Genomic DNA, 20290 nt, shown 5'->3' on the forward strand with positions numbered 1-20290 from the left:
ATCAGCAGTTGGGGTGGGTAGCGGAAAGGCGACAGCATGTTAATTTGCTGTTTCTTTTGATGTGCTACTGGATTTTGTCGAAAGGGTACATCACCGGCGCCTGAAAAACATTCTTTTGAGAAATTATGGCGCCATCGCGGTGAAATGTGTGGCTGATTGGCACGCCACCAACATTTCAGCGACCGTCAGGATGATGCCAGCAATGTCCGCGCCAGGTTTTCAAACGCGCTGGCCGAGATGTCAGGCAGTTCCACCACTGTGGCGCTGCCATATTGCGCAAAGTTGCGTGCAATCGATTTCAGGTAGGCCGGATCATAATGCTGCACCAGCAGTTCTTCGACCAGCGGGCGCAAATCACCGCTGCGCGCCATGCAGGCCCATGCTGCAATGCGCTCCTTGCCGTACAGCGTGACCAGGCAATTGAGTTGCTCGACCAGCGTTTCCGGGTCGCTGACGAAGTGTTCGTATTCTTCCATCAGCAGTTCGACCCGATGCGCCTGCGACAAGCCGAGTGCGATACACGCCGAGGCGCGCACGCGTTCCATCAATTCCTCCGGCACACGCACGTTGCCAACCTTCTTGCTTTCGGACTCAACAAACACCGGCCGTTCGGCATCGAAGCTGCGCATGGCCTGCCACAATCGGGTCTCGAACATTTTCTGGCTCGGCTGCGGTGCGCTGGGCCAGCCGCCCAGCACCGAGCCGCGATGTTCGGCCAGTTGTTCGAGGTCCAGCACCTGCGCGCCCTGGGCGGCCAGCACCTGTAATAACCGGCTCTTGCCGCTGCCGGTGGTGCCGCAGACGACCCGGTACTGCAGCCGCTGCGCCAGCGCAGGCAGGCTGGCGTTGACATGCTGCCGGAACGCCTTGTAACCGCCATCGAGTTGCACTGCCGGCCAGCCAATCCTGGCCAGAATGTGCGCCATCGCGCCGCTGCGGTTGCCACCGCGCCAGCAATAGATCAGGGGCTTCCAGTCCTTTGGCTTGTCGTGAAAGGTGGCCTCGATGTGATGTGCGATGTTGCGGGCCACCAGCGCGGCGCCGGCTTTTTTCGCCTCGAACGCGTTGACCTGCTTGTACATCGTGCCGATGCGCACCCGTTCGGCATCATCGAGCACCGGGCAGTTGATCGCACCGGGCAGGTGGTCTTCGGCGAATTCGCCCGGACTGCGTACGTCGATGATGGTTTCGAACTCGTGCAGGCGCGGCAGCAGCTCCGGAAAGGAAATCAGTGCGGGATATTTCATCGCCTTATTTCCCCAGCAGTGGTTTCAAATGCGGCCAGACATTGTCGAGAATGATCGGATGGGCCGCCGCCGTGGGATGAATGCGGTCGGCCTGGAACAGCTGCGGTTGCGTCACCACCCCCTCCAGCAGGAACGGTACCAGCGCCACTTTGCTGTCTTTGGCCAGTGCCGGAAACAGCGCGGCAAAGCGCTTGGTGTAATCGGTGCCGTAGTTCGGCGGCAGCTGCATGCCGACCAGCAGCACGCGCGCGTTGGCCTTCTTTGCGGCGCTGACGATGTCCTGCAGGTTCTTCCTGGTTTCCGCCAGCGGCAAGCCGCGCAGGCCGTCGTTGGCGCCGAGTTCGACGATCACTACGGCCGGGTGGTTTTTCTCGAGCAGCGCCGGCAAGCGGCTCTTGCCGCCGCTGGTGGTCTCGCCGCTGATACTGGCGTTGACGATATCGAAGTTCAGGTGATTGTCCGCGAGGCGCTTTTCGAGCAGTGCGACCCAGCCATCACCGCGCCCAAGGCCGTATTCGGCCGACAGGCTGTCGCCGAGCACCAGCACTACTTTTGATGCAGAATAGGCGCTCGTCGCACCCAACGCCAGCGCCAGCAGCAACACCGCCCGCGCCCATTTCAACAACCCCATCATTCCTTCAAACTGATTGCGCATGCCTGATCTCTCCACTGCGGTACCTGCGATTGAAGCCAAACACCTGAGCAAACATGTCGCGGATGCGACCGGCACGCTGACGATTCTGGACGGCGTTGATTTTACCGTGCCAGCAGGCGCGACGGTTGCGATTGTCGGCGCCTCGGGTTCGGGAAAGTCCACCTTGCTCGGATTGCTGGCAGGGCTCGACACGCCGTCGTCGGGCACGGTCTGCATCGACGGCATCGATATTTTTGCGCTGGACGAGGATGGTCGTGCCGGCGTGCGCATGGCAAAGCTCGGCTTCGTGTTCCAGTCGTTTCAGCTGCTGACGCATTTGACCGCGCTCGAAAACGTGATGCTGCCACTCGAGCTGCGTAGCGACAATGACGCACGCGCGAAAGCCGAAGCGATGCTGGAACGGGTCGGGCTGGGCAGCCGTCTGAAGCACTACCCCAAATATTTGTCCGGTGGCGAGCAGCAACGCGTTGCGCTGGCGCGGGCGTTCGTCACCGAACCGCCGCTGCTGTTCGCCGATGAACCGACCGGCAGCTTGGATGCTGCCACCGGCGAGGCGATCATTGCACTGATGTTTGCACTCAATCGCGAACGCGGCTCGACACTGGTGCTGGTCACGCATGATCCATTGATTGCGGCCCAGTGCGGCTCGACCATCACGATTGCGGCGGGGCGGCGGGTGGCCTGATGCAGTTGGGGCGAACCTGCCGGTAATGTCACCGACTGAGCGTCGTCGCCGCCTGGTGGCGGCGCAGTTTTTGTCATTGCTTATGGTTAGAATTGCAATGATTACCTTGCACCTGTCCAAGAGCCGCCATGCAGCACATTCTCGTTTACTCCGATTCCTTGTCGTGGGGCATTGTTCCAATGACGCGACAGCGCCTGCAGTTCGACCAGCGCTGGCCAGGCGTCATGGAGATCGCACTGTGCGCATCGGGTTGCAAGTCGCGCGTCATTGAAGATTGCCTGAATGGGCGGCGCACTGTGTGGGATGACCCGTTCAAGCCCGGGCGCAACGGCCTGGTCGGATTGGCGCAGCGCATCGAGATGCATTCGCCACTTGCGCTTGTCGTGCTCATGCTGGGCACCAATGACTTTCAGTCCATGCACGCGCACAATGCCTGGCATGCCTCGCGAGGCATTGCCGCGCTGGTGTCGGCCATCCGCACTGCGCCTGTCGAGCCAGGCATGCCGGTGCCGCCAATACTGGTGATTGCGCCGCCCGCCATCCGCACGCCCAAAGGATCGATCGCTCCAAAATTCACCGACGGCGCAGCGAAATGCATTGGACTGGCCGCTGCCTATCGGACGGTTTGCGACGAACTCGGCTGCCACTTCTTCGATGCCGGTGAGGTTGTCACCTCCAGCAATCTCGATGGCGTTCATCTCGACTTGGCGCAGCATTTGACGCTTGGTCATGCAGTGGCCGGGTTGGTCAAACCGCTGCTGTCGATAGAAGGGCACTAATCCTGCAACAAGCAATACCGATTCAACCTTGGCGCGCCGACACACACGCATTCAACGCCCGCCGAATTTGCGGCAATAACTCGCTGGCGTTAACCCCAATCGGCCCGATGCCCTGCGCCACCAGCATGTCAGCGGCATGCCCGTGTAGCCAGACCGCCCCGAGCGCGGCTTCCCATTCCGGCCATCCTTGTGCCAGCAATGCGCCGCACAATCCGGCCAGCACATCGCCGGTGCCGCCGGTGGCCAATGCCGGATTGCCGGATGGATTGATCGCCAGTCGCCCATCCGGATGCGCGATGACGGTGCCAGAGCCTTTCAGGATGACGATCGCACGACGTCGTTGCGCCAGTTCGGCGGCAGCTGCCAGCCGGTCGGCCTGCACCGCGCTGGCGCTGCGTTTCAAAAGGCGCGCCGCTTCGAGCGGATGCGGGGTCATGATCAGCGGCGCGGCGTGGCGGTCGAGGGCGATTTGCAGGGTCGATTCCGATGCCAGCAGATTAAGGGCATCGGCATCGATCACCAGCGGCGTCTGCGCTGCCATCACCCGCAACAGGTGGGTGGCAGCGGCCGCCGAGGTGCCCAGGCCGGGGCCGACCACGACCACGGATTGCGCAAGATCGACGCCGTCGGCGGCGCGGCACATCAGTTCCGGATGCAGCACATCATGGCGCGGCACAGTACCGGCGAAGGCCGCATAAATCCGACCGGCGCCGGCATACAGCGCACAGCGTGCCGCCAGCAGGACCGCGCCGCTCATGCCGTTGGCGCCGCCGAGCACGACCACATTGCCGTAACTGCCCTTGTGCGACGTGTGCGAGCGCGGCCGGGCGGCATGGACGAACAGCTCGGGCCCGGACAGCATCAGCGGGCTGGCCGGAAAGCTGGTCGGGTCGAGGCCCAGCGCGGCGACCTCGACCGCGCCGGCCTGCTCGCGTCCGGCCGCTGTGTGCAGTCCCGGCTTGTCGGCGATGAAGGTGATGGTGTGGCTGGCATGCACGGCGATGCCGTCATTGCCGACAATGGCGCCGGTGTCGGCATCGAGGCCGCTTGGCACATCCAGCGCCAGCACCGGACAGTGCAGTGCATTGATGGCCTGTACCAGCGTGCGCAACGGTTCATCGATGGCGCGCTTCAGGCCGATGCCGAACAGGCCATCGATGACCAATGACCAGCCCAGCGGCGGTACGTCATGACAGAAGCTGACCGGCGCGGCGCGCGCGCGCAACAGCGCCTGATGTGCATCGGCCGGCAGCCGTGAGGGATCGCCGCACAGCAGCACGTGCACGTTGGCGCCGGCTTCGGCCAGATGACGTGCCGCATCGAGTGCGTCGCCGCCATTGTTGCCCGGACCGGCCAGGACCAGGATCGTCGACAGATGCGGCGGGATGGTCAGCAATGCCAGCGCGGCTTGTGCTGCTGCGGCGCCGGCACGCTGCATCAGGGTGCCGGCCGGCAGCGCCGCCTGGGCAGCCTGTTCGATTGCGCGGATCGCGGCGACGGGTTGGAGGGTATGCATGTCAGCCGAACCGTGACAACGTGAGGCCGTCGATATCGATATCGGGAACGCGGCCCGATACCAGGTCCGACAGGACTTTTCCGATGCCCAGTGCCGCGGTCCAGCCGTTGGCGCCATCGTCGAGGCCAACAAACACATTGCGCAACGGTGTGCCGCCGACAATCGGCACACCGTCGGGCAACATTGGCCGCATGCCGCTCCAGAGGGTCGCGTTGTTGTAATTGCTGGCGTTGGGAAACCAGTCGGTGGCGACCTTGCGCAGCGTGCGCTGGGCCGCCTCGGGGACTTCCTGGGAACGTGCGCCCGGCTCGGCGACGCCGGCCACGCGCACGCGGTTGCCAAAGCGGGTGATGGTGGTCTTGTACGCTTCATCGGTCAGCGATGACAGCGGCGCATCCTCGAAATTGCGGATGCCGCAGGTGGCCGAATAGCCCTGTACCGCCTGCGTTGGAATCCGGCCGCCGGCGGCCCCCAGCAGCGCCGGATTGGCGATGCCTGCGGCCAGTACCACGGCATCGGCGGTAAAGCGGCCCGCCGACAGATGCAGTGCGATGCGATTGTCGAGCTGTTCCAGCTGTTCCACATAACTGTTGAAACGGAACGTCACGCCGATCGATTGTGCAATGGTTTTCATTTGCTTGGTGAACAGCGCGCAATTGCCTGCTTCGTCCAGCGGCAGGTGCAGTGCGCCGGCGAGGGCGGTCGTGCTCGCCAATGCCGGCTCGATGCTGCAGGCCGTTTGTGCATCGACCAGCGCATGCGTGACGCCGTGTTCGGCCATCAGGGCCAGCGCGGGTTGCGCCAGCAGCAGATCGCGCTCGGTGCGAAACAGTTGCAGGTGTCCGCCTGTCTGTTCGTACTCCAGGTGGTAATGCAGGCGCAGTTGCTCCAGCAGATCGCGACTGTAAAAGCCAATGCGTTGCAGGCGGGTCTTGTTGATCCGGAAGCGTTCGAGTTCACACTCGCCCATCCAGCGCCGCGCCCAGCGCCACAGTGCCGGATCGAGTTTGTGTCGCAACAGCAGCGGCGACTCGTTCTTGAACAACAGCGACAGCAGTTTGCGCGGCATGCCGGGGATTGCCCACGGCGCTGCCAGCCCCGGCGCCACCAGTCCCGAATTGCCAAAGCTGCCTTCCTCGGCGACATTGCTGCGCCGCTCCAGCACTACCACTTCGTGTCCGGCCGCAGCCAGGAAATAGGCCGTGTTCACTCCCAGCACCCCTCCGCCGATCACTGCTACTTGCATTGCCTGAGGCCTTTGCATGTGTGGCCCGCGCGCGCGGGCACTGGGAAAGAATGCGTCATTGTGTGCTGGCCTGTGTTTTTGGTGCGATGAAGAAATCCTGAGGACGATGCCACAGATGGGACAGCAATGCCTTGACCAGCATCCAACCTTTGCGAAAACGCACCTGGCGCGAACGCATTGCGACCATCAGCGCGAGCGAGAAGCTTACCAGCAGATTGGCGGTGCCAATGCACAGGATGCCGGCGCCGGAGAACGCCAGCACTTGCCACGTCACCTTGAAATCAAGCGCGAACACGGCAATGGCGAGGTTTGCCGACGACAGTGTCACGTGTCGCACGTCGATCGGCAGTCCGAGCAGATCGCCGAACGTGCTCATGAAGGCAAGCAGAATCCCGAAGAAAAAATTTCCCATCAGGCCGCCCAGATCGTGTTCCAGATAGTTGGCCATGCGCAGATGCCGCGCCGGGCCGACCAGCCGCTGCAAGCCGTGCAGCCGGAGCACCCGTTGCGCCATGTGCGTGTACATGGCGCGATTGTCGAAGTAGCCTGATATCAGCCCGGCAAGGAACAGGCAGACGCCGGCAATGGCGGCATACAGGATTGCCATGCTGGCGAACGGATTGACGTCGTGTAGCATGTGCAGGGCCTTCTCGTGGGATACCAGATGCTGGCCCGTGACATAGTGCGTGACCCAGCCAATTGCCATTGCAGTGGGAAACACCGTGGCGAGATTGCCGAGCACCGCGACGAATTGCGTGCGCAGCACCTTGACGATCAAACCCGCCAGCGAATCGACGTCCACCATGCGGCTGTCGGGCGTATGCAAATCGGCGGCGATGCGCGCGGCGGTCATCGCCGGCTGCTTGGTCGCCACGGTGAAATGCAGCAAGTGAATCAGCATGAAGCCGAGCGAATAATTGAGGCTGAACAAAAATGCCTCGACCAGCGGCGCGCTGCGCAGTGTGGCGGTCAGCAGCTTGATCAATGCCATGAATCCGATGATCACGCCGGCACCGGCGGAGGAACGCAACATCGCGAGGTATTCCTTGCGCGTATCGGCGATGTAATGCTCGCCGGTCTGGCTGGCGTTCTCTGTGACATTGCGCGCCAGCAGATCAATGTTTGCCGCAAACAGTTCGCGCAGTTTGTATTTCCGGTTGTGCGCCTCTGCCAGATCGAGGGCGAAGGCGAGCGCGCGGCGTCGCCGGCTGTCGGTCCACGGCGCTGGCACCGGCGTCAGGTCGAGCAGCGACAACAACCGTCGCAGGCGTTCGATGTTCTGCGCCAGCCGCACCATCAGATAGGTCAGTGCGACGCTGGTGCCGAGGCGCCGCGTGTTCTTGCGGATGCGCGCCAGCACGGTATCGCATTGATCGAGCATCACCAGCAGGTGGGCAGCGTCGTCGGACGGCGCCTGGTCGTCCTTGAGCTGGCTCAGCGCGTCATCGAGATAGCGATGCACTTCGACGTTCTGCACCAGAAATGGCGAGGCAAAATTTTCCAGGTCGGGATGCACCCGGACCAGGGCCGGCTCCAGTCCCATGGCGCTGATGCGATGCGACAGTGTCTGGATCGCTTCGAGAATTTCAAGGTGGGCCTTGCGCCGATCCGCCACGTCGACCAGCGTCGCGGCCTCCGGCGTGACCAGCACACCGCCATTGGCGATGACATCGAGCAGGGCCAGCCAGTCGTCGGCCGGAACCGCGCGCAACCAGACATAGTCCGTCTCGACTGACAGTATGCGGTCGAGACAATCGCTGAGGTAGAGATTGTCGATGGCCGGCGGCAGGATGCGGTACGACAGGCGGCGAAACAACTCGGTAAAAAACCCATCGTTGGGCAGGATGCCGGTGTCGGTGTAAAGCGTGGTGTGGCGCCGGCTCGACAGCACATGCAGCACATAGTGGCGCAGCCCGGCAGCCAGCGCCGGGTCGGCCATCAGCAACCCGATCAGCACGCGCACGTTGTCGGCGGCCTGCGCGCCGAGGGTTGGCTTGCGCGGACGGAGCAGGGCGACCAGGTCGGCCAGCACGGCGATGTCATCGCCCGCCGAAGCGGACGCAATGCGTTGGAGAAGAGTCAGCATGCAATCAGGGAGGGAAGGTCGTTCAGGGCGCGTAGTTTAACGCCTGGGCGCGCGGGCCACAGCGCAAGGCAGCTGACTGGCAGGTCAGCCTTGAAAACCGGTGTCGGTTATTGCTGTTGTTGCTCCGCGATGTAGATTTCGACGCGGCGGTTGCGGGCGCGGCCGGCGGCGTCATTATTGGAGGCGATCGGCTCACGTTCGCCACGTCCGGAGATGGTGAAACGTCCCGCTGCGGCGCCGTGCGCCACCAGGTAATCGCGGGTATGGGCGGCACGCTCAACGGACAGGGGGTCGTTGATGGCGTCGCTGCCGGTATTGTCGGTGTGGCCAATGATGGTCACGGTGGTGATCGGATGCTCGACCAGCGTGCTTGCAAAACGGTCCAGGACCGGCCGGAAATTGGCCTTGATGTCGGAGCGGTTGGTGTCGAACGAAATATCGCTCGGAATCTCCAGCTTCAGGCGATTGTCAGCGGTCTGGCTGACTTGCACGCCAGTGCCCTGGGTGGCCTGCTGCAGCGAGCGCTTCTGGTTTTCCATGCGGGTCGACCAGATATTGCCGATTGCTGCACCGGCGGCCGCGCCCAGCACCGCGCCGCCGGCAGTACGACCGCCGCCGCCGCCACCGGTCGATGCACCCAGAATTGCTCCCAGGCCGGCGCCAATCCCGGCGCCGGTGGCGGTGCCGCGCTGGGTCTCGGACATGTCAGCACAACTGCTCAGGGCCAGGGCGGCGATGACGGTAGCGACGACTGTTAGGCGCATGATGTTTTCCTGTCTGGACTGCCCGCGTTTCGTGTACACGGGAGTGATGATTATTTCAGCTCCTGATGCCCGCTGAGCTGTTCCTTGTCAATTTTCATGCCCAGAGCGGATTTGGTAACGCTGATCAGCTGTTGCATGGCGGACTGTTGCGGGTTCCAGATGTCCGCGTGGTCTATTGCAATCCGCAACAACACCAGCGCCGGATCATCGATTCCCTGCGGGAAAAAGGTCTGGTACGCGGGCTCCCAGAATTCCTCAATCAGGGCGCGATCATGCGACAGCGTCGCGCGGCCGGCCGCCGCAATGAAACGGCCCTTCTCGGTATCTGTGTAGCACAGCAACACCTTGTCGCTGGTGCCAATGTCGCGCACTGCAGCGGTGTCGGTGCGTGCAAAAAACCAGACCGCACCTTCACGTCCGGCGGCCTGCGTCGTGAAGGGACGCGCCTGCATCTCGCCGTCTGCGTCGTGGGTGATCAGCATGGTGAATTTGATGTCGCTGATCTTTTCGAAAAAACTTTGCCAATCGTCCATGCTCATCTCCTCTGTCAGGCGTTGTGTGATTTCATGCCGTGATGCAGGCTTGCCAGCTCGTCGGCATGCTCTTCCTCGACTTCAAGGATTGCGGTCAGCATGCGGCGCGTGGTCGGATCGGTATGGCCAATGAACGCGATCATTTCGCGATAGCTGTCGATGGCAATGCGTTCGGCCACCAGATTTTCGCGAATCATGTCTTCCAGCGTGACGCCTTCGACGTATTCCGCATGGCTGCGATCAGCCAGGCCGACCGGCGAGAAATCCGGTGCGCCGCCGAGCTGCACGATGCGCTTGGCGAGCATGTCGGCGTGGCCGGCTTCTTCATTGGCATGCGCCATGAATTCAGCCGCAACCGCGCTGGCGTGAATCCCGTCGGCCATGAAATGATGGCGCTTGTAACGCAGCACGCAAACCAGTTCGGTCGCCAATGCGCCATTGAGCATCGCCAGCACGGCTTTGCGGTCGCCCGCATAGCCGTCGGTAACCGCGCCATCGTCAATATGCTTGCGCGCGCGCTGGCGCAGTGTTGCGGTATCGGTCAATTGAGGCGTTGTGGTGGTGGTCATGATGACTCCTTGAAAAACGGCGGGAATGAAAGTACGGGGAGGGCGCAGGGATCGTCCCGGGATGCGGGGCGACACTGCAGGTCATGCGCGCGCGGCGTGCCGGCAACGCCGGCAGTCAGCGTTATTTCTTTGCTTTGTCGCTGGCGTCCTGCAATTTTTCGCCACCGACTTCAACGTCCTTGCCGACACCTTTGACGGTGTTGCATCCGGAAAAACTGCCAGCCAGCCCAACAACAAAGACCACTGTCAATGCGGATCCAATGAATTTTTTGAACATGGTGTCGCTCCTGCAGGTTGGATGGATAAAAAAATCAGAGTGGTTTGCGGCCGGAAATCACGCGCAACAGAATCACCACAATAGCGATCACGAGCAGGATGTGAATGAATCCACCCAGCGTGTAGGAAGTGACCAGGCCCAGAAGCCACAGGATGACGAGAATAACGGCGATGGTGTACAGCATGATTGAAAGTCCTTTGCAATTTGATGGCTGGGCGTGCTCATGGCACGTCGTCTGAAGCAGATGCTGCGGTTAAAAATACTGGCACGCTCCGGATGCATTGCGACCGGAACGGCAACTTGCCGGTGACGCTGATGCGGATGTTGCCTTTCAGTTCTGTCAACTTCTGTACGTCAGCGTACATACCGCAAAAAATTTCATCGTTAGCCTCCACAGCATGCGGTCAGGCCGCCCCTGTTATTCCAACTATCGGAGTGCGCTTTGAAATCCGGTTCTCCTCTCGTTCCTGCCAATCTCCTGTTGGCAAAGCTGCCGGTGGCAGAGTACGTCGAGCTCGCACGCGGGCTGGAGCACATCGAACTTGAAGCGGGGTGCCTGATTGAACAGCGCGGGACGCCGCTGCAATACGTATGGTTTCCCAACGACTGCCTGATTTCCCTGCGCGCTGAAATATCCGACGAGGCCGGACTTGAGGTTGGCTTGATCGGTCGTGAGGGCGCGCTCAGCATTGCCTTCGGCGCGCGCGGCAGCGCAGCGCCGCTAACGGCTCTGGTGCAGGTCGGCGGCAGCGCCATGCGCATTGAAGCAGAAGCGTTTGCGCGTCTGGCAGGGCGCAGCCTGGGACTGCAACATGCGATCTTCGCCTCGATGCGCAGTTTGATGATGCAGGCCAGTCAGATCGCCCTGTGCAGCCATTACCATTTGCTCGAAGCACGCCTGGCACGAGCCCTTCTGCTCACGCGTGATCGGTTGCAGTCCAACGAGTTCCACCTGACGCACGAGTTCTTGTCCAAGGCTTTGGGTGTGCGGCGCGTCGGTGTGACCCGGGCAGCGAGTACATTGCATGAGAAAAACCTGATTCATTATCGGCGCGGCGCCATCACGCTGGCTGATATCCCCGGCCTTGAGGCGGCGGCATGCGCGTGCTACGAAATTGATAAGGGGCTGCAGACCAGTCCAGGAAAAAGTTATTGAGTTGGCCAGCTTGTGTTCGGTGGCGTACAGAAGGCTGACATTCGCATCGCTAGAGTTCGGGTTGTCGCAACAAGATATTCATAATCTAAAACCAAGAGGATAAACAATGAAAAAAATTATTTCGACCGTATTGTTCTGCGCTACATCCCTGGCCTTTGCCGCATCGGCTGCACCAACGCCTGAAGCCAAGGCTGCCTACAAGGCCGCAAACGAAACCGCTACTGCCAATGCCAAGGCCAGCATGCCGAAGTGCGATTCCCTGTCAGGCAACCCGAAGGACGTGTGCGTTGCTGAAGTCAAGGCCGCCGAAAAAACCGCCAAGGCTGAAGCTGAAGCGACCTACAAAGGTACCGACAAGGCACGTGCCGCAGCCCGCAAGGATGTTGCCAATGCCAACTACGATGTCGCCAAAACCAAGTGCGGCAGCATGACTGGCAATGACAAGGATGTCTGCATCAAGGAAGCCAAATCAGCCAAGATCGCTGCAACCGAAGACGCCAAGGCCGACAAGAAAATCGCCGACATTCGCAAGGATGCCAGCGAAGACAAGATGGAAGCCGAGTACAAGGTTGCCAAGGAAAAATGTGACGCGTTGGCCGGCGATGCAAAAGACGCTTGCATGAAACAGGTCAAGGCCACGTTCAAGAAGTAATCAGAAAACGGTTGGCAAGCAGTCGTTGTCGCTGACCATATGTTACAGCAAGTCTCATTGTTCGATTCAATAATTTAATAGGGATACCATCATGATTTTCTCAAACCGCATCAGCACTTTCATCCTTGCCGCCGCTCTGGTTGCCGTCGCAGGTTGCGCTTCGACCTCCACCAAAGAAGGCACAGGCGAATACGTCGATGACACCGTCATCACCACCAAAGTCAAGGCAGCCATCCTGAATGAGCCAACCTTGAAATCGAACGAAATCAACGTCGAAACATTCAAGGGCATCGTGCAATTGAGCGGCTTCGTCAAGCAGCAACCTGATGCTGTCAAGGCTGGCGAGATCGCCCGCGGTGTAAAAGGCGTGGTATCAGTCAAGAACGACATTCGCATGAAGTAAATTGGCGCAGCAGAGTGCCCTGTGCGGGACTTTGCGGCTTACAATTGAAGACGGCCCGACATATGATGTCGGGCCGTTTTTTTGTCGAGTACCGTCGACATCGTTGACGCCCTCCCATTCAAATCGAGACCCCAATGGATAGTTTTCCGCCCGAGCCGCCCGTCGTTACCGAGAAGCCGGAACGCACCCAACGCATTCATGTCGACGTGCACGGATTACCGCTTGCCATAGTCGGGACCGTTGCGCTGGTGTTCGGGTTGCAAACGGCGCAAAAATTCCTGATTCCATTGATCTTCGGGATCTTTCTTACCTATACACTCAATCCGCTGGTGAACTGGCTGGAACGACTGCGGATCGGACGTTTTGCCGCGACCTGTGTGGTGATGCTGGCACTGCTCGGCGCCATCGGCGGCGGCACCTCGACGCTGGCCGATGAATTCCAGTCCATCATGCAAAGCCTGCCGGAAGCATCCCATAAAATCTCCCGTGCCCTGCTGTTGGTGCAAACCGGCGGGCCAAGTGCCATGCAGCGCATGCAATCGGCCGCCAACGAGATTGCATCGGCCACGACCGGCAGCCGAACCGTGCAGCGCGCGGTGGTGTCCGAGGCGCCCGGGTTCCGCGTCAATGAGCTATTGCTGGCCGGTTCGATGGGTGCCGCAGGCTTGCTCGGCCAGGCCATGGTCGTGTTGTTCCTGGTGTTCTTTCTGCTGCTGTCCGGCGACACCTTCAAGCGCAAGCTGGTCAAGCTGACCGGGCCGACCCTTTCGAAGAAAAAGATCACGGTGCAGATTCTCGATGCGATCAACAAGTCGATCCAGAATTACATGTCGATGCTGTTGCTGACGAACGTCCTGCTGACGGTGCTGATGTGGGTGACCTTTCGCGTCATCGGCCTGGAGAACGCCGGCGCCTGGGCGGTGGCGGCAGGGCTGTTGCATATCATTCCGTATTTCGGACCGCTGTTGATCGCCTTTGCCACCGGTGTCAGCGCATTGATGCAGTTCGGCACGGTGTCGATGGCGCTGGTGGTGATGGGGGCAGGCCTCGGCGTCGCAGCACTGGTGGGGACCTTCGTCACTACCTGGATGACCGGGCGCATTGCGCGCATGAATGCCGCAGCGGTGTTCATCTCGCTCTTGTTCTGGGGCTGGTTGTGGGGCGTCTGGGGCTTGCTGCTGGGCGTGCCGATCGTGGTCATCGTGCGGGTGGTGGCAGAGCACATCGAAGAAATGCAATCGATTGCCGAACTGCTGGGTGAATAGATTCAGCGCAGATTCAGCGCGCCATCGTCGGGATGATGGCGCGCGCAATCGACGCATCGTGCTGTTTTAGCAGCACCGCCAGAATGGAATCCACATCAAATGGCAACATCAAACGGGCTGGCGATTGAGCGCGGTATAATCCGGCTTCGTCGTTTCAACCCGTGACGTTGCCATCGACGTCACCTCAACTTTCCTCACGCCATGTTGATTTTGCCGGGCTCTAACGCGCTCCCCGCTTTCCGTTCCCGCCGCCTGTTGTCGCTCTTGCATCATGTCGACCCGGCCATTATTGCTGTCACTGGTCGATACGTGCATTTCATCGATGCCAAACAGACACTGGACGCCTCCGACCTTGATCGCCTGCACGGTTTATTGACCTACGGCGAGCCAGCCGCCGGCGCTGCCGATGGCGACGAGTTTGTCGTCATTCCGCGTTTCGGCACCATCTCACCATGGGCCAGCAAGGCCACCGACATTGCCCACAACTGCGGCATGCACCAGATTCATCGCATCGAGCGCGGCATCTCGTATCACGTCAAGGTCAAGACCGGCTTGCTGCGCGGCGCGCGCCACCTGCAGGACGCCAGCATCGGTGGTGTTGCCGCTGTCCTGCATGACCGCATGATCGAGATGGTATTGCGCAGTAGCGATGAGGCGGCGGGATTGTTCCGCGAGCTCGATGGCAAGCCATTGGCGTCGATTGACCTGCTCGGTAGCGGCAAGGCCGCCCTGAGCCTGGCCAACACGGAACTCGGACTGGCGCTGTCCACCGATGAAATCGATTATCTGGCCGAAGCGTTCACGCGCGCCGGACGCAATCCGACCGATGTCGAACTGATGATGTTCGCGCAAGCCAATTCCGAGCATTGCCGCCACAAGATTTTCAATGCCGACTGGACCATTGACGGCAAGCCGCAGGCAAAGTCGCTGTTCGGCATGATCAGGAATACCCACGAGTTGCACCCGCAGGGCACGGTGGTGGCCTACAGCGACAACTCGTCCGTCATCGAAGGCGCTGGCGTGATGCGGTTCTATCCGCGCGGCGCCGCCGCAGGCAATGAATACGCCGGCTCGCAGGAACTGACCCATATCCTGATGAAGGTCGAGACTCACAATCATCCAACCGCCATCGCGCCGTTTCCCGGTGCGTCGACCGGCGCGGGCGGCGAGATCCGCGACGAGGGTGCGACCGGGCGGGGCGCCAAGCCCAAGGCCGGCCTGACCGGCTTCACGGTCTCCAACCTGATGCTGCCGGGAGCAATCCGCAGTTGGGAAAACGCCCACGATGTCACCACGGCGGCGGCTGGCGTCAGTCACGTCTATGGCAAGCCCGACCGGATTGCGTCGGCACTGCAGATCATGATCGACGGGCCGCTGGGCGGCGCGTCATTCAACAATGAATTCGGCCGGCCAAATCTGACCGGCTATTTCCGCAGCTATGAACAACACGTTGGCGGCGATGTGATCGGCTACCACAAGCCCATCATGATCGCAGGTGGCATCGGCAACATCTCCGCGCTGCACACCAAAAAGAACGACCTGCCGGTGGGCAGTCTGCTGGTTCAACTTGGTGGCCCGGGCATGCGCATTGGCATGGGCGGCAGCGCCGCGTCGTCAATGACCACCGGCTCGAACACGGCCGATCTGGATTTCGACTCGGTCCAGCGCGGCAATCCCGAAATGGAGCGACGTGCGCAGGAGGTCATCAATTGCTGCTGGCAGCTGGGTGAAAACAATCCGGTGCTGTCGATTCACGATGTCGGCGCGGGCGGCCTGTCGAATGCCTTCCCCGAGATCACCAACGATGCCAAACGCGGCGCGATTTTCGACCTGCGCAAGATTCCGCTGGAAGAAAGCGGCATGGCGCCGAAAGAAATCTGGAGCAATGAGTCGCAGGAACGCTACGTGCTGGCGATTGCGCCGGACAGCCTGCCGTTGTTCCAGTATTTCTGTGAACGCGAACGCTGCCCGTTTGCCGTCGTCGGCACCGCCACCGAGGAGCGCCAGCTGCAGGTGATCGATCCGGCGCACGACAATGCGCCGGTCGACATGCCGATGGATGTCCTGCTCGGCAAACCGCCGAAGATGCATCGCGACGTGATGCATCTGGCGCGCAGCCTGCCCGCCATCGACCTGACCGGCGTCGAGCTGGTCGATGTCGGCCAGCGCGTGCTGCGTCTGCCAACGGTCGGTGATAAATCCTTCCTGATCACGATTGGCGACCGCACTGTCGGCGCATCGACCGTGCGCGACCAGATGGTCGGCCCATGGCAGGTGCCGGTGGCCGATTGCGCCGTCACGGCGATGAGTTTTGAAGGCTGGCTCGGCGAGGCAATGGCCATGGGTGAACGCACGCCACTGGCCGTGATCAACGCCGCCGCCTCGGGCCGGATGGCGGTTGGCGAGGCGATTACCAACATTGCCGCCGCCGCCATTGCCGACATTTCCGACATCAAGCTGTCGGCCAACTGGATGGCCGCATGCGGCCAGCCCGGCCAGGATGCTGCGCTGTTCGATACCGTCAAGGCAGTCGGCATGGAGCTGTGTCCGGCGTTGGGTATCAGCATCCCGGTCGGCAAGGACTCGTTGTCGATGCGCACCACCTGGAAGGAAGACGGCGCGGCCAAGTCGGTCACCTCACCGGTATCGCTGATCGTCACGGCCTTCGCGCCAGTGCAGGACATCCGCCGCTCGCTGACGCCGCAATTGCGCACCGACATGGGCGACACGGTGCTGATCCTGATCGATCTCGGCCGCGGCAAGAACCGCATGGGTGGATCGGCGCTGGCGCAGGTGCTGCAACAGATCGGCAATACCGCGCCGGATCTCGACAGTGCCGAGGACCTGAAAGGCTTCTTTGCCGCGATTCAGCAACTCAACCGCGATCAGCACCTGCTGGCCTATCACGACCGCTCCGACGGCGGGCTGTTCGCCACGCTGTGCGAGATGACGTTTGCCGGACGCACCGGCATTTCGATCAATCTCGACATTCTGGCCATGGAAAGCGAGCATGCAGCCGACTGGGGCGACTCCAAGAACTGGGCCACGCAAGTGGGCGAGCGCCGCAACGAACTGACCCTGCAGGCGCTGTTCAATGAAGAACTGGGCGCCGTGATCCAGGTCCGGGCCGCGCAAAAATCCGAGGTCATGAATGTGCTGCGCAGCTTCAATCTGGGCGCCGCCAGTCACATCATCGGCAAGCTCAATGAGCGTGGCATGGTCGAGTTCACGCGCGATGCCAAGGTCATCTACCAGCAACCACGGATCGACCTGCATCACTTCTGGAGCGAAACCAGCTGGCGCATCGCCCGCCTGCGCGACAATCCGGAATGCGCCGATGCCGAATATGCGCGCATCCTCGACAAGAGCGATCCGGGCATTTCGCCGATCCTCAGCTTCGATCCGCAGGAGGATATCGCTGCACCCTTCATTGCTACCGGAGTGCGGCCGAAAGTGGCGATCTTGCGCGAGCAGGGCGTGAACTCCCACATCGAGACAGCGTACGTGATGCACAAGGCCGGCTTTACGGCGATTGATGTGCACATGAGCGACCTGATTGCTGGACGTGCCCGCTTGTCCGATTTCCAGGGCGTCATTGCAGTCGGCGGATTCTCGTACGGCGATGTGCTGGGCGCCGGTGAAGGCTGGGCCAAGACAATCCTGTTCAATCCGGCCCTGGCCGAGCAGTTTGCGTTGTTCTTCCAGCGCACCGATACCTTCGGTCTGGGCATCTGCAATGGTTGCCAGATGATGAGCAATCTGAAGTCAATCATTCCTGGTGCACAGGCCTGGCCGAAATTCACCCGTAACAAGTCGGAGCAGTTCGAAGCGCGACTGACGATGGTCGAAATCACGGCAACGCCTTCGATCTTCTTCGCCGACATGATCGGCAGCCGTGCCGCCATCGCGGTGGCGCATGGGGAAGGCCATGCCGACTTTTCGCTGACCGGCGACATCGAGTCGGCGCTGGTGGCCATGCGCTACGTCGACAACAAGGGCAACGTTACCGAGGACTATCCTTACAACCCGAACGGTTCGCCCAAGGGCATTGGCGCAGTGACCACCGATGATGGCCGGTTCACCGTACTGATGCCGCACGCCGAACGCGTGTTCCGCTCAGTGCTTCATTCGTGGCACCCGGAACACTGGGGCGACGATGCACCGTGGATGCGCATGTTCCGCAATGCGCGCAAATGGGTCGGCTGACCTTGCGACGTTATTGACGCTGGATGGCGACGGTCTCTTCCCACGTCGCCGGATTGCAGCCAGCCCGTGTGACATTGATGCTGGCCGCGGCCAGTGCGTGGGACAGGGCAGTGCACAGCAATGCAGGGTCGAGTTCGGCCAGCGCACCAACCGAGTCGAGCTTGCCGGCGCGCGCCAGGCAGGCGATCAAGCCGGCCTGAAAGCAGTCGCCCGCGCCCACCGTGTCAACGATGGTCAGGTTGGACGGCGCCGGCAAGGCGATCCGGTGTTGTCGGGTCATTAGCAGCGCGCCACTGGCGCCGCGTGTCAAGGCGATCAGCTGCACGCTGGCCGGTTGCAGCAAGGTCGCGACTGCCTCCAGATCGTGTGGATCAATCCCCAGCACCTGCAGGTCTTCGTCGCTGACCTTGATCACCTGCGCCAGCGCCAGTGCCTGGCGCACCCCGGTCACGTACACGGCGGGGTCGTCGACCGCCACCGGGCGCAAGTTCGCATCAATCGAAATCAGCGTGCCGTTGGCCGCTGCAGCGCGCACGACCTCAAGCGTTTTGTCGAGATCGGCCGGGGTCAGCGCCAGCCCGCCGGTGTGCAGCAGCTGGCAGGGATCGGGCAGTGCGGTGATCAATTCGGCGGCACTGATGTCGCGGTCGGCCACCGAGTCGCGATGGAAGGCATAGGTCGGCGAACCCTGTTCGTCGAGGCTAACGATGGCCAGTGCGGTCGGACGGAGGCTGCGTCGGCCTGTCGCCATATGCACGCCGTGGCTCGACAGCAGGGCGCGAAAACGGAGACCGAAGTTGTCGGCCGACAGCGGGTTCAGATAACTTGTGTCGATCCCCTGCAGCGCCAGCGCCTGCGTGAAATTGCAGACCGATCCCCCCAGACAGGCATCAAAACGGCCATCCTGCTGCTCGATCATGTCGACCAGCGCTTCTCCTAAAGTTGCAATCATTGTCGGTCCGTAAGTAAGTGCGCGGGCGCGGCATGCGCCTGCCGGTTGCTGCAACTGTAGCGTATTTCTGCGTGCTTTTTAATTAATAAAACAAGTTGATTTAATCGAATTTCACGCCTATATTCACAGGCAGCGGGGCCGGAACCAGGCAGGCCAGTCAGAAATGCAACGTCCCCCCGCATCCATCTCAACGTGAGGAGACATCGCATGAAGTTTCACTATTGCATTGCTGCGGCCGTTCTTGGTGCGGCGGCTGGCGCCGTTTCTGCGGCCGAGCCAGTGGTTGGCCTGATTACCAAAACCGATACCAATCCGTTCTTCGTGAAAATGAAAGAAGGCGCGCAACAATCGGCCAAGACCAATGGCGTCAAATTGCTCACCGGCGCCGGCAAGGCCGACGGCGACAATGCCGGACAAGTCACGGCGATCGAAAACATGGTGGCTGGCGGCGCCAAGACCATCCTGATCACGCCGAACGATTCGAAAGCCATCGTGCCCGCCATCAAGAAGGCGCGCGACCAGGGGGTGATGATCATTGCGCTCGATAGCCCGACCGAACCGCAGGAGGCCGTCGATGCGCTGTTCGCGACCGACAACTTCAAGGCGGGTGTCCTGATCGGACAATATGCCAAGGCCGCGCTGGCCGGCAAACCGGCGAAAATCGCCACGCTGGATCTGTTCCCCGGTCATCCGGTGGGGATTGCCCGCCACAACGGCTTCCTGGCCGGTTTCGGTGCGCCCGGGATTGACGCCAGGACCGCCGGCCTGGCCCGTACCGCCGACGTGGTCTGCATGGCAGACAGCTTCGGTGATCAGGGCAAGGGGCAGACCGCGATGGAAAACTGCCTGCAAAAGAATCCCGACATCAATCTGGTCTACACCATCAATGAGCCTGCCGCCGCGGGGGCCTACAAGGCACTCAAGGCCATCGGCAAGGAAAAGGGCGTGATGATCGTCTCGGTGGATGGCGGCTGTGCTGGCGTCAAGGATGTGCAGTCCGGCATCATCGCAGCGACTTCCCAGCAATATCCGTTGAAGATGGCCGCGATGGGCGTGGCCGCAGGGGCGGAATATGCGAAGAGCGGCAAAAAAGCCAGCGGCTACGTCGACACCGGCGTGACGCTGATTGCGCATCAGGCAGTCAGCGGCGTGAGCAGCAAGGATGCCAAAGTTGGACTGGATGAATGCTGGGGTAACAAGTAACAGCGTGGTCCGGGGCGTCGTGGACGCCCTGTGATGCAACCTCCCTTCGATCAGGAGTCAATCGTGTCCTACGTACAAAATTCCCCCTTTCCCGCG

At 61.3% G+C, this 20290-nt stretch carries 19 protein-coding genes; 8 read left to right on the forward strand and 11 right to left on the reverse strand.

What is annotated here, in order from left to right; translation table 11 throughout:
- Positions 1-185: 185 nt before the first annotated feature.
- A complete protein-coding gene (gene mnmH / locus RCH09_RS10265; protein ID WP_326940988.1) occupies positions 186-1247 on the reverse strand; it encodes a tRNA 2-selenouridine(34) synthase MnmH in 1062 nt (353 codons plus the stop codon).
- Between the two features lie 4 nt (positions 1248-1251).
- The gene (locus tag RCH09_RS10270; RefSeq protein ID WP_326940989.1) at positions 1252-1902 is read right to left on the reverse strand and encodes an arylesterase; all 651 of its coding nucleotides are present in this window, start codon (positions 1900-1902) and stop codon (positions 1252-1254) included.
- Here RCH09_RS10270 and RCH09_RS10275 point away from each other — a divergent pair.
- Both RCH09_RS10275 and RCH09_RS10280 read left to right on the forward strand, forming a co-directional pair.
- Positions 1901-2587: an ABC transporter ATP-binding protein gene (locus RCH09_RS10275; protein ID WP_326940990.1), complete on the forward strand. Its 687-nt coding sequence runs from the start codon at positions 1901-1903 to the stop codon at positions 2585-2587. The two genes, RCH09_RS10270 and RCH09_RS10275, sit on opposite strands and share 2 nt — an antisense overlap.
- A gap of 128 nt (positions 2588-2715) precedes the next feature.
- Positions 2716-3366: an SGNH/GDSL hydrolase family protein gene (locus tag RCH09_RS10280; RefSeq protein ID WP_326940991.1), complete on the forward strand. Its 651-nt coding sequence runs from the start codon at positions 2716-2718 to the stop codon at positions 3364-3366.
- A gap of 22 nt (positions 3367-3388) precedes the next feature.
- On the opposite strand, the gene RCH09_RS10285 is transcribed toward RCH09_RS10280, so the two are convergent.
- From RCH09_RS10285 to RCH09_RS10320, 8 genes are all read right to left on the reverse strand, one after another.
- Positions 3389-4882, reverse strand: coding sequence for an NAD(P)H-hydrate dehydratase (locus RCH09_RS10285; RefSeq protein WP_326940992.1), 1494 nt, complete (start codon positions 4880-4882; stop codon positions 3389-3391).
- 1 nt (position 4883) lies between these two features.
- Entirely contained in the window at positions 4884-6128 is a 1245-nt protein-coding gene (locus tag RCH09_RS10290) for a D-amino acid dehydrogenase (protein WP_326940993.1), read from the reverse strand.
- Between the two features lie 55 nt (positions 6129-6183).
- Complete coding sequence (locus tag RCH09_RS10295; protein ID WP_326940994.1) at positions 6184-8214, reverse strand: site-specific recombinase; 2031 nt, start codon at positions 8212-8214, stop codon at positions 6184-6186.
- A 107-nt stretch (positions 8215-8321) separates the two neighbouring features.
- A complete protein-coding gene (locus RCH09_RS10300; protein ID WP_326940995.1) occupies positions 8322-8978 on the reverse strand; it encodes an OmpA family protein in 657 nt (218 codons plus the stop codon).
- 50 nt (positions 8979-9028) lie between these two features.
- Positions 9029-9511 (reverse strand): pyridoxamine 5'-phosphate oxidase family protein, encoded by a 483-nt coding sequence (locus tag RCH09_RS10305; RefSeq protein WP_326940996.1) that lies wholly within the window; start codon positions 9509-9511, stop codon positions 9029-9031.
- Positions 9512-9525: 14 nt separating this feature from the next.
- Positions 9526-10080: a ferritin-like domain-containing protein gene (locus tag RCH09_RS10310; protein ID WP_326940997.1), complete on the reverse strand. Its 555-nt coding sequence runs from the start codon at positions 10078-10080 to the stop codon at positions 9526-9528.
- Positions 10081-10201: 121 nt separating this feature from the next.
- Positions 10202-10357 carry an entericidin A/B family lipoprotein gene (locus tag RCH09_RS10315; RefSeq protein ID WP_326940998.1) on the reverse strand — a complete coding sequence of 52 codons (156 nt, stop codon included), beginning with the start codon at positions 10355-10357 and terminating at the stop codon, positions 10202-10204.
- 34 nt (positions 10358-10391) lie between these two features.
- On the reverse strand, positions 10392-10541 hold the full coding sequence (locus RCH09_RS10320; protein ID WP_326940999.1) for a lmo0937 family membrane protein: 150 nt from the start codon (positions 10539-10541) through the stop codon (positions 10392-10394).
- Positions 10542-10838: 297 nt separating this feature from the next.
- On the opposite strand from RCH09_RS10320, the gene RCH09_RS10325 reads away from it, so the two are divergent.
- The 5 genes from RCH09_RS10325 to purL all read left to right on the forward strand — a co-directional run bounded on the left by RCH09_RS10325 (position 10839) and on the right by purL (position 18039).
- Positions 10839-11513: a Crp/Fnr family transcriptional regulator gene (locus RCH09_RS10325; protein WP_326941000.1), complete on the forward strand. Its 675-nt coding sequence runs from the start codon at positions 10839-10841 to the stop codon at positions 11511-11513.
- A gap of 106 nt (positions 11514-11619) precedes the next feature.
- Positions 11620-12165 (forward strand): hypothetical protein, encoded by a 546-nt coding sequence (locus tag RCH09_RS10330; protein WP_326941001.1) that lies wholly within the window; start codon positions 11620-11622, stop codon positions 12163-12165.
- A gap of 91 nt (positions 12166-12256) precedes the next feature.
- Entirely contained in the window at positions 12257-12568 is a 312-nt protein-coding gene (locus RCH09_RS10335) for a BON domain-containing protein (RefSeq protein WP_326941002.1), read from the forward strand.
- A 134-nt stretch (positions 12569-12702) separates the two neighbouring features.
- On the forward strand, positions 12703-13833 hold the full coding sequence (locus RCH09_RS10340) for an AI-2E family transporter (RefSeq protein ID WP_326941003.1): 1131 nt from the start codon (positions 12703-12705) through the stop codon (positions 13831-13833).
- 201 nt (positions 13834-14034) lie between these two features.
- A complete protein-coding gene (purL, locus tag RCH09_RS10345; RefSeq protein WP_326941004.1) occupies positions 14035-18039 on the forward strand; it encodes a phosphoribosylformylglycinamidine synthase in 4005 nt (1334 codons plus the stop codon).
- Positions 18040-18049: 10 nt separating this feature from the next.
- On the opposite strand, the gene RCH09_RS10350 is transcribed toward purL, so the two are convergent.
- Positions 18050-18991 (reverse strand): PfkB family carbohydrate kinase, encoded by a 942-nt coding sequence (locus RCH09_RS10350; RefSeq protein ID WP_326941005.1) that lies wholly within the window; start codon positions 18989-18991, stop codon positions 18050-18052.
- Between the two features lie 207 nt (positions 18992-19198).
- Here RCH09_RS10350 and RCH09_RS10355 point away from each other — a divergent pair, with 207 nt between their 5' ends.
- Complete coding sequence (locus tag RCH09_RS10355; protein WP_326941006.1) at positions 19199-20194, forward strand: sugar ABC transporter substrate-binding protein; 996 nt, start codon at positions 19199-19201, stop codon at positions 20192-20194.
- Positions 20195-20290: the final 96 nt, after the last annotated feature.

The organism is Actimicrobium sp. GrIS 1.19 (genome assembly GCF_035984655.1).
Taxonomy (GTDB): domain Bacteria; phylum Pseudomonadota; class Gammaproteobacteria; order Burkholderiales; family Burkholderiaceae_D; genus Actimicrobium.

Bases quoted from the DNA above. Each gene is read 5' to 3' on its own strand.
- mnmH (WP_326940988.1), bottom strand. From the start codon at position 1,247: ATGAAATATCCCGCACTGATTTCCTTTCCGGAGCTGCTGCCGCGCCTG.
- RCH09_RS10275 (WP_326940990.1), top strand. From the start codon at position 1,901: ATGCCTGATCTCTCCACTGCGGTACCTGCGATTGAAGCCAAACACCTG.
- RCH09_RS10270 (WP_326940989.1), bottom strand. From the start codon at position 1,902: ATGCGCAATCAGTTTGAAGGAATGATGGGGTTGTTGAAATGGGCGCGG.
- RCH09_RS10280 (WP_326940991.1), top strand. From the start codon at position 2,716: ATGCAGCACATTCTCGTTTACTCCGATTCCTTGTCGTGGGGCATTGTT.
- RCH09_RS10285 (WP_326940992.1), bottom strand. From the start codon at position 4,882: ATGCATACCCTCCAACCCGTCGCCGCGATCCGCGCAATCGAACAGGCT.
- RCH09_RS10290 (WP_326940993.1), bottom strand. From the start codon at position 6,128: ATGCAAGTAGCAGTGATCGGCGGAGGGGTGCTGGGAGTGAACACGGCC.
- RCH09_RS10295 (WP_326940994.1), bottom strand. From the start codon at position 8,214: ATGCTGACTCTTCTCCAACGCATTGCGTCCGCTTCGGCGGGCGATGAC.
- RCH09_RS10300 (WP_326940995.1), bottom strand. From the start codon at position 8,978: ATGCGCCTAACAGTCGTCGCTACCGTCATCGCCGCCCTGGCCCTGAGC.
- RCH09_RS10305 (WP_326940996.1), bottom strand. From the start codon at position 9,511: ATGGACGATTGGCAAAGTTTTTTCGAAAAGATCAGCGACATCAAATTC.
- RCH09_RS10310 (WP_326940997.1), bottom strand. From the start codon at position 10,080: ATGACCACCACCACAACGCCTCAATTGACCGATACCGCAACACTGCGC.
- RCH09_RS10315 (WP_326940998.1), bottom strand. From the start codon at position 10,357: ATGTTCAAAAAATTCATTGGATCCGCATTGACAGTGGTCTTTGTTGTT.
- RCH09_RS10320 (WP_326940999.1), bottom strand. From the start codon at position 10,541: ATGCTGTACACCATCGCCGTTATTCTCGTCATCCTGTGGCTTCTGGGC.
- RCH09_RS10330 (WP_326941001.1), top strand. From the start codon at position 11,620: ATGAAAAAAATTATTTCGACCGTATTGTTCTGCGCTACATCCCTGGCC.
- RCH09_RS10335 (WP_326941002.1), top strand. From the start codon at position 12,257: ATGATTTTCTCAAACCGCATCAGCACTTTCATCCTTGCCGCCGCTCTG.
- RCH09_RS10340 (WP_326941003.1), top strand. From the start codon at position 12,703: ATGGATAGTTTTCCGCCCGAGCCGCCCGTCGTTACCGAGAAGCCGGAA.
- purL (WP_326941004.1), top strand. From the start codon at position 14,035: ATGTTGATTTTGCCGGGCTCTAACGCGCTCCCCGCTTTCCGTTCCCGC.
- RCH09_RS10350 (WP_326941005.1), bottom strand. From the start codon at position 18,991: ATGATTGCAACTTTAGGAGAAGCGCTGGTCGACATGATCGAGCAGCAG.
- RCH09_RS10355 (WP_326941006.1), top strand. From the start codon at position 19,199: ATGAAGTTTCACTATTGCATTGCTGCGGCCGTTCTTGGTGCGGCGGCT.